Source organism: Cellulophaga lytica DSM 7489, from assembly GCF_000190595.1.
GTDB lineage: Bacteria > Bacteroidota > Bacteroidia > Flavobacteriales > Flavobacteriaceae > Cellulophaga > Cellulophaga lytica.
Window position 1 is genome coordinate 2,841,041 of record NC_015167.1, and the last position, 14,291, is coordinate 2,855,331.

At 32.2% G+C, this 14,291-nt stretch carries 9 protein-coding genes; 3 read left to right on the forward strand and 6 right to left on the reverse strand.

What is annotated here, in order from left to right; translation table 11 throughout:
• Positions 1-4: 4 nt before the first annotated feature.
• The 5 genes from CELLY_RS12525 to CELLY_RS12545 form a co-directional block, all read right to left on the reverse strand.
• A complete protein-coding gene (locus tag CELLY_RS12525) occupies positions 5-829 on the reverse strand; it encodes a sugar phosphate isomerase/epimerase (protein WP_013622048.1) in 825 nt (274 codons plus the stop codon).
• A 91-nt stretch (positions 830-920) separates the two neighbouring features.
• Positions 921-2,486 (reverse strand): hypothetical protein, encoded by a 1,566-nt coding sequence (locus CELLY_RS12530; protein WP_013622049.1) that lies wholly within the window; start codon positions 2,484-2,486, stop codon positions 921-923.
• Positions 2,487-2,496: 10 nt separating this feature from the next.
• Entirely contained in the window at positions 2,497-4,227 is a 1,731-nt protein-coding gene (locus CELLY_RS12535) for a RagB/SusD family nutrient uptake outer membrane protein (protein WP_013622050.1), read from the reverse strand.
• 20 nt (positions 4,228-4,247) lie between these two features.
• Positions 4,248-7,331 carry a SusC/RagA family TonB-linked outer membrane protein gene (locus CELLY_RS12540; RefSeq protein WP_013622051.1) on the reverse strand — a complete coding sequence of 1,028 codons (3,084 nt, stop codon included), beginning with the start codon at positions 7,329-7,331 and terminating at the stop codon, positions 4,248-4,250.
• Positions 7,332-7,574: 243 nt separating this feature from the next.
• Positions 7,575-9,206: a tetratricopeptide repeat protein gene (locus CELLY_RS12545; RefSeq protein WP_013622052.1), complete on the reverse strand. Its 1,632-nt coding sequence runs from the start codon at positions 9,204-9,206 to the stop codon at positions 7,575-7,577.
• A gap of 414 nt (positions 9,207-9,620) precedes the next feature.
• Here CELLY_RS12545 and CELLY_RS12550 point away from each other — a divergent pair, with 414 nt between their 5' ends.
• On the forward strand, positions 9,621-10,211 hold the full coding sequence (locus CELLY_RS12550) for a DUF6134 family protein (RefSeq protein WP_013622053.1): 591 nt from the start codon (positions 9,621-9,623) through the stop codon (positions 10,209-10,211).
• 66 nt (positions 10,212-10,277) lie between these two features.
• Here CELLY_RS12550 and CELLY_RS12555 read toward each other — a convergent pair whose 3' ends face one another.
• A complete protein-coding gene (locus CELLY_RS12555; RefSeq protein ID WP_013622054.1) occupies positions 10,278-11,633 on the reverse strand; it encodes an MFS transporter in 1,356 nt (451 codons plus the stop codon).
• A 353-nt stretch (positions 11,634-11,986) separates the two neighbouring features.
• Between CELLY_RS12555 and CELLY_RS12565 the strand changes: the two genes are divergently transcribed.
• Together CELLY_RS12565 and trxB are read left to right on the forward strand one after the other, a co-directional pair.
• Positions 11,987-13,129: a formylglycine-generating enzyme family protein gene (locus tag CELLY_RS12565; RefSeq protein WP_013622055.1), complete on the forward strand. Its 1,143-nt coding sequence runs from the start codon at positions 11,987-11,989 to the stop codon at positions 13,127-13,129.
• Between the two features lie 111 nt (positions 13,130-13,240).
• A complete protein-coding gene (gene trxB, locus CELLY_RS12570) occupies positions 13,241-14,200 on the forward strand; it encodes a thioredoxin-disulfide reductase (RefSeq protein WP_013622056.1) in 960 nt (319 codons plus the stop codon).
• The last annotated feature ends 91 nt before the right edge of the window (positions 14,201-14,291 follow it).

The following is a 14,291-nucleotide window of genomic DNA, read 5'->3' on the forward strand; positions in this document are numbered from 1 at the left end:
AAGGTTATTTAACCACAAGGTTTTGCTGTTTTAAGTATTGCATCATTTTTACATTTAAATCCCACTGATTTACCAAATGTTTTGTAGTGTTAGGCTGATAAGGCATATATGGATAAGGGCCAAACTCCGGACAAATGTAAAAAGTATCTTTGCCAAGCGTTTGTGCATTGGTAATAACTTGTTGCCACCAGTTGGTAAAGGTTTTTAAAAATATATGGTTTTCTTTAGAAAACGGATAATTTACTTGAGACCTTTGTGTATCTGCAACTCTAGCGTGCAAATACTGGGTGTTATTTATTGTTTTTTTTAAAGATTGCATTTGGTCTTCTAGCAAGCTTTCAGATACTACAGTCCAATGAGAAAAATCTGCAGTAAGCTTTAAATTAGGAAATTTATCTATAAAATTTTCAGTTGTTTGTGCGCTGTAATTAAACCTACCTCTGTGCGTTTCATGGTAAACATTAATACCTGTTTTTTCTTCAAACTTAAAAACAGTTTCTAATACACGACAATTTTCTTCAAACTTAAAAAAATCCCTACCTGTATGCGAGTTAATAAAAATTGGGTTAAACTCTGCTAACTTATACAAACGCTCTTCTAATCGTTTACTGTATTCAGTTACAGATTCTTTTAAAGGTTGTAACCATTGCTGACCAATAAGGTCTAGTTTAGAGTTGTTTAAAATAGATTTTAATTCGGTTTCAAAATTATTTTCTACAGGAATATTAACTTCTACAGCATTGTAACCAGCATTTGTAACTTTATGTATAAAATCCTTAGCTGTTATACCCTCTTGGCCCCAAAATGGGCACACATATTTTAGTTTCATTTTAAAAAAGTATGAGTTATAAAAATACAAAACTTGCTCTTGTTTAACGTAATAAACAAGAGCAAGTTTTTAAAAAAACTGACAGTATTTTTTATGGTCTAAGAGAAGCTTCAGAAACGCTTAAATTATCCATATAAAAACTTATAATTTCTGCATTGTCTTGGTTATAACCTCTTATTTGAAAAGTTTTGTCTCCTGTATTACTAAACTCAACAAAAGTAGAACTATAGACCCATTTACCAACAGAAAAGTCACTACCAAAGGTTGGGTTACCAGCAACAGCCCAATCAGTATCAGGAAACCAAAAGAAACGTAAATCTGGGTCAAAACCAGCAGCATTATTATTACCTAAACTAGTTACGTACACCCAAACACCAATTTCATATGTTTTACCAGCTTCTACAGGAAAAGTTATTTCGTCTCCAGAAGTTGTTTTATGACCAATAATCATTCCGCCAGCAGCATCCATTTCTATGTAAGCACTTTTAGTACCGTCTTGTGCTTGGTCACTAGAAATTTCTAAGTTGTAAGCATCCCAAGGGGCACCCCAATTCATATATGGCCAGTTAGATGCGGTAGAGTTTTCAAAACTATAATCATAATCTGATGCTTCTTTTAAAATATTTACCTTGTTAAAAATAAGCTGACTATCTGCAAAGCTTTCAGCCTCTACACCATCTAATGTTTTTAAACTTCCTTTGGTATAACTAACAGTAACAATATCATCATTATAAATAGTAGTGCCCTCTAATGAAATTAGTAAAATATTACCTTCATCACTATCTATAGAAACAGAGCCAATAGTAGTTGGTATAGCTACTTCATTGTTAGTTATTGTTACGCTAAAATCTGTAGCATTTATAGATGATGCATCCATTTCTCTGCTAAATTCAAGAGCAATAGCACCATTTTTATCTGCAACTTTTTCTAAGTCTACAGGGTCTGTAGAAGGTATTACTTTTATTAAGTTTTTAAAAGAAATTGTATCACCACCAAAAGGTCTTTGTCTTGTAGCAGCAAAGCTTAAATTGTATATACCTTGTCTTTTATATTTAACATTAACTTCTGCATCTGTACCATCAAAAGTTTCTGGGTCACCACCATCTATATTCCACATAAAGTTTTCTGGTTCACCATCTACTACATAAGAAAATTGCACAGATCTACTAGCAATAACCTCATTTTCTGCGTTTTCACTAATGTCTAATGCTGCACCTAAAGTACCATCAGGGTTTATATGATTTGCTTTTATAGAGGCCTTTACGGGGTTTAAAACAGTTACAACAATAGTAGTATCTAATTCTTTACCTTTTAATGTTGTACCAACGTAAGCATTATCTTTAAATATTTGATTAAGGGTAACGTTGTGTATACCTGCTTTTTTAAAAACAGCTTTTACGTTTTGATCTTTAGATGTAGAAACATTAGCAACGCCTTCAGGAAAATTCCATTCTCTAGATACTACTCCTGGTGATGCATCACCAAATGTAATACTGCCATTAATTTCTACTTTATTTTCAAAGTCCATTTCGGAAGTTAATACTATCCTATGATTTGGCTCTGTTAAGTTTTCAGTATCGTCTTCACTACAAGAAGCAATAAAGATAAAAGACATAAAAGCCAACCCTATTAATTTAGGTTTTAATATATGTTTCATGTTGTGTTATTTAGTCGTTAAAATTATCGTTAGTTTGTAATTCTTGCGCAGGAATAGGCAAGTAATCATGTGTAGCAGAATCATAGTTATCTGTTGCTAAAAAGAAATCTGGTCTTACACGTTCTTTTATAAATAAAGGAGCAATACCGTCATCTTCTATTTCTAATTCTGCTAAGTGCTCTGTTCTCCATATTTCATCTGCTCTAAGCTCTGTAAATACTTCTTTAACAATACCCCACCTAACTAAATCTTTCCAACGGTGACCTTCATAACACAGCTCCAATGGTCTTTCTACTCTTTGTATGTGTGTCATTACTGTGTTAGCAGAGGCGGCAACCATTGGCTGTGAGCCATGTACTTGTTTGCTAATGTGTAATTGCGGAAACATACCTCCGTTTTCATCCATATATTGTTGTAGTGTTTTTACACCAGCTCTACTTCTAACAAGGTCTATGTAGGTAATAGCAGTGCTAAAATCGTTACTATTGTTAATTACAGCCTCTGCATACATTAAATATACATCTGCAAGTCTAATGTGTCTAAAGTTAATACCAGATCTACTTCTGCTATCTTCAGCTTTTAGACTATACCAATTGGTAAACTTTTTTATGTATGCACTTTGGCCAAAGGCCCAACCACCTTTTTCTCCTATTTCTAATCCGTAATACAAGCCTTCTCCATTAATAGGAACAATGCTAGAATTCATTCTTTTAGACCAAGTATTACCATCATTTATAGGGTTTGTAGGGTCTACTTCATCATTTGTAAAAAGTTCATGCAAATAATAAGTAGGTAATAAAGTATTGTATGCTCCAAAGCTTAATTGCCCTAATGCTGTAGCCATTGTAGATGCTTCTGCACCTGTAGTTGCCGGTGTATCATCTACATTACCTCCTGGAACACCTGGGTTAAGATCTGCAGAGTAAGCAACTTCAAAAATAGATTCACTATTAAATTCATTTTCATCTGTATAATTATCCATTATGTTAGGAGTTAATTGGTACAAATCAGAATCAATTACGTTTTTAAATTGTGTAACTGCATTTGGCCAATCTTCTGCAAATAAATAAACTTTACCTAGTAATGCTGTTGCTGCGCCCCAAGTTGCTCTACCTGTATCATCTGGACCCCAAGTGGTAGGTAAATTATTTTGTGCGTATATTAAATCTGGAATTATTACTGTAGTGTTTACGTCAGTAATAGAAGATAAAGGTTTGTTTAATTCTTCATCTGTTTTAGGAATACCAGTATGTAAAATTGCACCACCATATGTATTAGCAACCTGAAAATAGAAAAATGCTCTTAAAAATCGTGCTTGTGCTTCAATTTCTGCTTTGCCGTTTCCTATAAAGTTTGCATCATCAGCTTGTGCTAAAAATTCTATTATTTGGTTGGTTCTAAATATACCAATGTAAAGTTCGTTCCACTTATCTGTTACGTAGTATGTAGCGTCTGTATACGTTAAATTTCTAAACGCAGTTGGTCTGTACCAAGATTCTGAACCCGCAATGTCTCCCAATGCCATTTCATATTGTAATTCTCCGCCACTAATACTCTGAAACTGAAGCGTACCGTAAGCAGCAGTTAAACCACTATTAAATTGCTGTTGTGTTTTCCAAAAAGTTTCTGATGTAATAGCGTTTGGGTTTTCTTGATCAAAAAACCTGTCTTCATTACAGCTTGTAAATATAAATATAGAAACTAGTGTTGCTATAGTTAAATGTATTTTTGATATTTTCATAATTGTAAATTAATCAGTTATTAAAAGTGCAATTGCACTCCAAGTAAAAATTGTCTTGCAACTGGGTAGTTACCTTTATCAATTCCTCTAGTAAATATGCCATCACCACCAACCTCAGGATCATATCCTGTGTACTCTGTAAACGTAAATGGGTTAGTTGCAGAAACGTAAATTCTTGCAGAATTTAGTCCAAATGCAGGTAGGTCTTTAAGTGTGTAGCCAAGGCTAATGTTTCTAATTCTAAAATAAGTACCATCTTCTAAAAAATAGTCAGACCTAGATCTAACATTGTTGTGTATAGCGTTTTGCCTGTCTGTTGGAATATCAGAATCTGGGTTTTGCGGACTCCACATATAAAATTGCTCTAAATGTCTGCCCTGAGTATACGCGTAGTATTTAGCTCCGTTATAAATTTCTGCTCCTTTAGAGAAATAAGATTGAATATAGAAGTCAAAGTTTTTATAATCTAAATTTAAGCTTAAACCAGCTTCAAAATCTGCTTGTCCAGATCCAGAATACACACGGTCATTGTCATCTATAACATTATTGCCATCTATATCTTTGTACATCATATCTCCTAACTGTGCACTTTTATCAATTACTTTGTAAGCATCTAACTGCTCTTGTGTTTTAATAACACCATCATGTTGTACTAAGAAAAAGGCACCGGCCTCATAACCTTCTGCTAAAAAAGTAGTATAATCTATATCATTAGCTAAAACAGTAGAAGGAGCTCCGTTACCATAGCCTCTTGTTGTGCCATTAAGGCTAGTTACCTCATTATCGTTTTTAGTAAACGTAGCGCTAATAGTATAGCCAAAATCTCCTTTTTTAGATCTGTTTTTAAAACTAGCAGCTAACTCTATACCCTTATTAACCATATTACCAGCATTTATAACTTTAGTATCGTACAAATTAGTGTTAGGATGGTAAGTACCTGCAGATGCTGGTAAACGCTCTTCTAAAAGCATATCTTTTTTGTCGTTTTGATAGACGTCTGCAGTAATATTAAGCTTATTATCTAATAAAGTAAGGTCTACACCAATGTTTTTAGATATAGTAGTTTCCCATTTAATATTAGGATCTACAAACCTTCTTTGTGTTAGTCCAAAACTTAAAGACTCATTACTACCAAAAGGGTAATTAACACCACTTTCTATAGATGGTATGTATGAGTATGAAGGTATGTTTTGATTGCCTAACTCAGCATAACTAAGCCTAAGTTTAAACTGGTTTACAAAAGATACATTTTGAAAAAAGTTTTCTTCATGAATGTTCCAGCCGGTAGAAAAACCAAAAAAGTCTCCATACCTATTTTTTTCAGAAAAACGAGAAGACCCATCTCTTCTGTAACTAGCAGAAAACAAGTATTTTTCATCAAAATTATATTGTACTCTTCCTAATTTACCAGCTAATTTTCTTTCGTCTATGTATGATGTAGGAGCAATTGGATCACTACCAGCACCTAAAGTTTTAGAGCTATTACCAGATTCCTCACTAAAGTTAACACCTAAACCTAATGTTTTAGATTTAAAATCTTCATAAGACAAAACTGCTAAAAAGTTTAAGTTATGTTTTCCAAAAGATTTTTTATAGGTAAACATATTTTCAATAACGTTTCTTTCTGTAGAAATATAGTTTTCTTCTAATTTTGCATTTTCTCTAGATGCGGTAGGGTTTAAACCATCTTTATCATACACTAAATATTGTGGTTGAAAAAAAGATCGACTATAATCATACGTATTTCTACCTAGGTTTATTTTATAGGTAAACCCATCAAAAAACTCATACTGTAAATTGGTAGCAATATTTACACTTGTAGTTTTACGGTCGTCTTCATTATTAAGTTGCTGAGACAAGTAACTGTATAATATGGCGTTACGCACAGGTATTTCTACACCATTACCGCCAACGCTGTTTAAACCAGTTAAAGGCGGTTGCCAGGGTTTTTGAGCAATAGAATATTCATATAATCCCCAAGGCTCTTGTTCTCTGTTTTCATTAGTGTAACCAATGGTAGCAAATGCTTTAAATTTATTTTTTCTAAATTCTCCGGTAAAACGAGTTGTTAATCTATCAAAACCAGAATTAACTAAAATACCTTCTTGGTTAAAGTAATTTGTGTTAAAACTTAACGTTAAATTTTCACTACCACCAGAAACACCTAAGCTGTAGTTTCTTATTGGTGCACCATCATTTTGAACATCACCAACAAAGTCTGAGTCATAATCTAAAGCATCTGGATTAAAAAAGAATATTAACGGATCACGACCCAATGCTTTTAGCATAACATTTTCTGCATAAATTTGTTGTTGGGTATTCATTAAAGGTGTACCAGATGTAATATCTTGTATACTTGTATAGGTATTAAAATCTACTTTTATACTACCAGATTTTCCCTTTTTTGTAGTAATTAAAATAACCCCATTAGATGCTCTAGTACCATATATTGATGCTGCTGCACCATCTTTTAAAATATCTACAGAGGAAATAAGTTCTGGAGATATATTTGGGTTATCTTCATAAGGAATACCATCTACAACATATAAAGGACCTAGTGCATTTGGGCTTACAGAGCCTAAACCCCTAATTTGTACGTTTGCTGCCTCACCAGGTCTACCGCTGCTGGCTTGTATATTAACACCTGCTACTTGCCCTTGCAAAGCAGTACCAAGATCAGATGTTGCTGTTTTATCTATTACATCATTACTAATATTTACTACAGCACCAGTAACTTCTTTTTTCTTTTGAGTACCGTAACCAATAACTATAACTTCTTGTAAAGCAGCAGCATCTGGCTCTAAAGTTACATTAATGTTATTTTGGTCTGCTATTAAAATTTCTTTGGTTTTGTAACCAACATAGCTGTAAACCAGTGTATTTCCTTTTTCTACTTTAATTGTATAATTACCATCAAAATCTGTATAAGTACCATTAATTGTGCCTTTAATTATTACATTTACGCCTCCAATAGGGAAACCTTCTGCAATAACGGTACCTTTTATTTCAGTAGTTTGTGCATACCCAAAGGTAAAACTGAAGAACAATGCCCAAACGAGTAACTTGGGTTTTTGCCTTCTTGTTAAATTAAGTTTAATTTTCATAAATAGTTTGTTTAAGTTAATTAATTACAAATGTTGTTTATATTAACCTATGTATGTAGTATTTTAACTAGACTAGAACTAAACAAAAGGTGTTAATAAGCAGTTTTAACTAGACTTCTTATGAACAATTTATTTTTATTTGTAATTATTAAGTGCTTAACATCAGTGACTTAAGTTTTATTAGTTTGTTGTGTATTCCCTAATTTTCTGAACTTACGCTAAGCGTTAATATGGGTGCTGTTTTTAAAACCTGCTTATAAAATCTTCTAGATTGTCTTCTCTTTTTAAACCTAGTTTTTTGCGTAGTCTGTACCTAGATGTGTGCACACTTTCTACAGAAATGCCTAATAGTTTAGACATATCTTTACTAGGGAAATTTAGCTTAACTAAAGCGCATATTTTCTGATCTGTTTGGCTTAGTTTAGGGTATTTAATTCTGAGATTTTCGTAAAAACTCTGATTTATAGTTGTAAATCGTGCTTCAAACTCTGTCCAGTTTTTACTGGGTGTACCCTGAAAAGTTTTTAGTGCTCTTAGCACAACTTTTTTGTTTACATTTTCTCCGGCAGTTTCTATTTTCTTTTGTAGTCCGGCAATAAATTCATCTTTTTCAATTAAACGTAAGGCAGCTTGTGTAAGCTCTTTGTTTTTTAGCTCTAAAACCTCATTGGTCTTTTGGGTTTTTAACTTTTGTTTTTCAGCAATAATTTGTTTTTCGTTTTTATGCTTGTTTTTTATTTGTTTTACTAAGACTATACCGTAAAAAACTAATGATATTATAAGTATTATTAAGATGATAGATTTTAAAAGCCAAATTTTGTCTTCTTGTTCATAATTAGCAATTAACTGCTTTTGCATTGCATCTTTTTGTTTTTCTTTTTCTAACCTGTAATTATCTTTAATTTCTAAAAGATGCTTGCTATTTTCACTAGTTGTGCCAAATATTTTATTATTTAAAGCAGTTTCTTTATCTAGATAGTAGTAAGCTTCTTTGTAATTTTTTAAATCAACATAAACATCTTTAAGTCCTTCGTAATCTTTTATTTTATAGTTTAAATGACTTTTATTGTTTTCGGAAAGATTTATAGAGGCTTTGTAGTTTAAAATACTTTTGTCATACTCTTTCATCATTTTATAAACATCTGCAGTTAGGCTGTGTATAACGCTTAAGTATGTTTTATCTGTATGTTTAAAATGCTCTTTACATTTGTTTAACTTATTAATGGCAAGGTTATAATTGCCATTAACAGCATCTAAGTAGGCTTGTTCTGCAATAATATAGTAGCTAGTTATTTTTGGACTTAGTTTTGCTTGGTAATAAACACAGGAGTCTAAGTATTGTGCAGCTTTTTTATAGTTTTTATTTCCTCTGTATAGGTTTACAATAGAAAAATAGTCACTGGCAATAAAATGTGCATTAGATTCATTTTTTGCAAATTGTTTTTTTCTGAGTTTAATACTTTTATTAAAATATTCTAAAGCTTTCTCATCACGCTTATAAAAACTATATAACCAACCTATTTCTTGGTAGATATCTGCAGTTAGTTCATTGTGTTTAATTTTATCAGCAAGTAAAAGTGCTTTCCAGTAACCATCATAAGATTTACTATAATTTAAATTATGAGAATATAATATAGATAATTCTTTTAACGTTTTTATGGCAGAAACAGTGTCTTTATTTTTTAGATCTAACTCTATTTCTTGATTAAAATAATAAGCAGAACTGTCAGGTTTTTTATGAGCTAGTTCTCTTGCTAATTTTAAAAAATCTTTATTTTGTCTATTGTCTTGGCAAAAAGCAGTTATGGTGTTTAGTGCAATTAACACTGTAATTGCTAGTTTAATCCCGGTTTTTAATTTAAGTATGGTAAACATTGTAAAATATGAATTTGCTATTTTATGCAGCTAATTTTAAATTTTTACTATTTATTGGTGTAATAAAATGTATAATTATAAAAGCGTATAGCGTATTTTTTTAGTTTTAGTTTGTTAATAAAAGTCTGGTTGGTTTGGTTATGTTTTAAAATAACAGCAAATAAATGTAGTTAAAAAAAACACTAAGTCTAGTTGCATTTAGACTGTAAACTGTATTTGTCTAGTTTTTGTCTAGTTTAAAACAATGTTTTTTTAGGTTTGTATTTTTTGAGTTTAGTAATTCTATAAAAAATACACTAATAAACAGATTAGTTATTTTGTACTTAACTTACTTTAATAAAAATTAAGTGCTACAAATCATTTATTAGCTTTTAATTTAATATGTTTATATTGGTATGTATAAATTTAAATTGTATGATTAAAAACATATTACTATTAGTGTTTTTAGGAGGATTAATTGCAAAAAATAATACTGTAAATACGGTTTTACATTTTGATATACTTCATAAAAATAAAGTAGTAGGTAATTTACAGGCAACAAAAACTATTGAAGATGGTTTAACCACATACCATAGTTTTACCCATATACAAGCTAAAATTTTAACAACAATAAATGTAAAATATACCTATAATGTGGTTTTTAACAATAAGGAACTTAACAAAGCAGATGTAAGTATTATGCTAAACAATAAAGTTTATGCAGAAACCAGTACAGAACGTAGTAATAAAGAGTATAAAATAACCAAAAACAAAAAGGTTAGTACATTTAAGGAGCCTATAACATTTACTACTGTGCAATTATATTTTACAGAACCTTTGCATATAACAGCGTGTTACTCTGAGCAAGATGCAGCTATGAATACTTTAGTTTATTTAGGAAATCATAAATACAAAAAAGTAAACGCCAAAGGCAATGAGAATATTTATACCTATAAAAATGGTGTTTTATATGAGGCTAGTATAGATGGTGGGCTAATTAATTTTACAATGAAAATTAAAGATTAATATTTAAGCATAAAAAAAGCTTCTCTGAAAAGAGAAGCTTTTTTTATCTTTTAAGCTAAAGCAACATTATGCATTAGTTATTTCTTTGTTAGAATCTTTTGTGCTTTTCATCCAAAAATATAATATGGTGAATAATACAATTAATATGGCAGGAAAAAGTACCATAGTACCTAAAGTTTCTTGCCCAGACTCTAAAATTACGTTGTTTATTGATGATTCTAAATTGCTTTCGCTAACATTAATTAATGAAGCTGCTTCACTTAGGTTTTCTTTACTTTCAAAAATATTTTTAGCCTCACTAAATGTTTTTCCAGATACATTAAGTGAAGAATTGGCTATTTTATCAACATCAGAATCAATCCAACCACCAATAATTGGTTGAAAAATAGAAGATGAAAACATACCTATTGCTCCAATAATAGACATTCCTAAAGCACCGGTTTTTGGGGTTTTGGTAGCGGTTAATCCAATCATATTAGGCCAAAAATAAGCAACACCAAGAGCAAAGAATATAGCGGCTACGTAAGCCATTGTTCCTGTTTGTGTGCTAAATAAATAAATACCTAAAGTTGCAAGTACAGCAGAACCTAAAAGCACACCTGTTTGGTTAAACTTGGCTACCATACTACCTCCAAAGTATCTTGCAACTGCCATCAAACCGGCAGTCAATGCTAAAATAAGTGTTGGCTCTGCACCACTTTTAGAAAGTATTAAACCAACCCACTGGTTTGGACCAAATTCTGATATGGCGGTCAATGCCATACATATCCCTATAAATAAAAATAAGGGAGTAAACATACCTTTTAAGTTGCCGCTAATAGTTGCTGCTTCTTCAATTTTAGCTTTTGGCCAAGTTTGACCATAAAATAAATAGGCATAAATTATAGCCGGTATTAATAATAACCATACTTGGCTTTGTCCTGTAATATCAAAATCTGTCATAAAACCAGAAAGCAAACTACCAATAGCTATACCTCCAGGGAACCACATATGAAAGCGGTTAAGCATTGTGCTCATTCTATTTCCTTTGTATGCATCTGCAATCATAGGGTTGCAAGCTGCTTCGGTACAACCATTACCAAGGCCTATAAGCAAGTTGGCTATTAAAAGACCTATGTAATTGCCAGAAAATATTAAAAGCAAAATACCAATTGCATGGGCAAAAAAAGCAAATTGCATTATAATTTTTCCGCCTACTTTGTGGTAAATTAAACCACCAATAACCATAGAAATAGGGAAACCTAAAAACCACATAGAGGTAATTAAGCCAGCTTGACTTGCACTTAATGCTAGCTCTGTTTTTAGTTGATCTAAAATACCTGCCGCTATAGCAAACGAGAATGCCGTTGTAATTAAAGCAAAGCAGCTACCGTAAAATAGTCTTTTAGCATTAGTTCCTGTTCCCGAATTTGTGTTTTCCATAAGTTAGTTTGTTTTGTTTGGTAAAATTGAGTTCTAGTTAATTTGTTGTACGTATACTTTAAAATACACTTTATTATTAGTGCTAAAGTTAACTTTAAATGTAATAAAGTTTTACCACCAAATACAAATTTATCAGTAATGTATGGGCTAAATTTTTGTTATATGTTTTTTAACGGGGTGTTTTTTATCAATTTGATAATTTTTAAATCATTTTTAACTCCTGCTTTATCTAAGTATTTAAGGGGTATTAATTTTTTTTAGCAAACAAAGACGTTAATATTACGCAGAAGTACACGCAATTTTTTTAAGATCTATATATTTGTTAGCATATTTACTGCTTATCAAATTAAATTATGAAACTCAAAAAACGAATTCCAAATTACCTTATTTTGTGCGTAATAGTACTACTGTGTATACAGTGTAAAGATGCGGCAAAGGAAAATAAAACTACACAAGAAAGCCCAGAAGTTACTGTAGATACCAAGACTAAAAAAGATACAACATATACCTTGTTAGTTAAAAAACCTAAAGATGTAAAAGTACCTGATGGTATGGTGTGGATTCCTGGAGGAGAGTTTATACAGGGTGCAGTGCCACAAGATAAAATGGCTATGCAACATGAGAAACCTGCACACAAGGTTGCTGTAGATGGTTTTTTTATGGATATCACAGAAGTTACAAATGCTCAATTTGCTAAATTTGTTAACCAAACGGGTTACACTACTGTAGCAGAAAGAGCAATAGACTGGGAAGAGATGAAAAAGCAAGTTCCTGAAGGTACTCCAAAACCGCACGACTCTATATTACAGCCAGGTTCTTTAACATTTAAAAAAACAAAAACATCTGTACCTAATTTATTTGATTTTTCTCAATGGTGGCATTGGACAATAGGGGCAAACTGGAAACATCCAAATGGGCCTGGTAGTTCTATAAAAGGATTAGATAACCACCCTGTAGTACAAATTTGTTATGAAGATGCAATGGCCTACTGTAATTGGGCTAACAGAAGGTTGCCAACAGAAGCAGAATGGGAGTATGCCGCTAATGGAGGCAAATCTGGCACTATATTTTTTTGGGGAGATGATAGATCTGTTTTGTCTAAAAATGCAAATAGCTGGGAGGGTGAGTTTCCTGTAGAAAATAGCAAAAAAGATGGGTTTGAAAAAAGGGCTCCGGTTAAAAGTTACCAACCTAACGGATATGGATTGTATGATATGGCAGGTAATGTTTGGGAGTGGACCAGTGATTGGTACAATGTTAATTACTATAAAGAGTTAGCTGCAACTACTACCAAAAAAAATCCGCTTGGTGCAACTGATGCATACAATCCTCAAAACCTTTATATTAAAGAAAAAGTTATAAAAGGAGGTTCATTTTTGTGTAGTGATAGTTATTGTGCTAGTTATAGAATTTCAGCTCGTATGGGATCTAGCGTAGACTCTTCTGCAGAACACACTGGTTTTAGAACAGTTGCTACGGTAAAAATGTTAAAATAAAGTCAAATTATATATGACTATGACTCTATTGTAACAATTTATGATAATAAGCTTTTCAGTTTGTATAAAAAAATTACATTTGTGTTCTAAACTAAACTTTGAACTAATATTATGTCAGATACAATAGAAAGAATTAAATGTCTTATTATAGGCTCTGGACCAGCAGGATATACAGCAGCAATTTATGCTTCTAGAGCAGATCTAAAGCCAGTAATGTACACAGGTATGGAGCCGGGCGGACAATTAACAACTACTACAGAAGTAGATAATTTTCCAGGGTATCCAGAAGGTATAGATGGGCCAACAATGATGACGCAATTGCAAGCGCAAGCAGAACGTTTTGGTACAGAAGTAAGAATAGGTATGGTTACAGCGGTAGAGTTTAATGAAACTGTTGGTGGTATACATAAAGTAACTGTAGATAACTCTAAAACTATAGAGGCAGAAACAGTTATTATTTCTACAGGTGCAACAGCAAAATATTTAGGATTAGAGAGTGAGCAACGTTTACGTGGAGGTGGTGTATCTGCATGTGCTGTTTGTGATGGCTTCTTTTACAAAGGGCAAGATGTAGCTATTGTTGGGGCAGGAGATACGGCTGCAGAGGAGGCATCATACTTAGCTAACATTTGTAACAATGTTACTATGCTTGTTCGTAGAGATGAGATGCGTGCTTCTAAAGCTATGCAACATAGAGTTAATAGTATTTCTAATATTACTGTAAAATATAACACAGAGGTAGATGAAGTATTGGGAGAACAAGTGGTAGAAGGTTTACGTATGGTAAACAACCAAACTCAAGAAAAAGAAGATATAGCTATTACAGGTCTTTTTATTGCCATTGGTCACAAACCAAATACAGACATATTTAAAGGACAATTAGATATGGATGAAACAGGCTATTTAATTACAGAAGGTAAGTCTACAAAAACAAATATACCCGGTGTATTTGCAAGTGGAGATGTACAAGATAAAGAATATAGACAAGCGGTTACTGCTGCGGGTACAGGTTGTATGGCGGCATTAGATGCAGAACGCTATTTAGCTAGCTTAGAGGAGATAGCCCAATAGTCATAATTTTACAAAAAAAAGAGCTGCAGTAATGCAGCTCTTTTTTTTTGTAAAATTAACACATGTTTATACCTGTATTGTTAAATGTTTA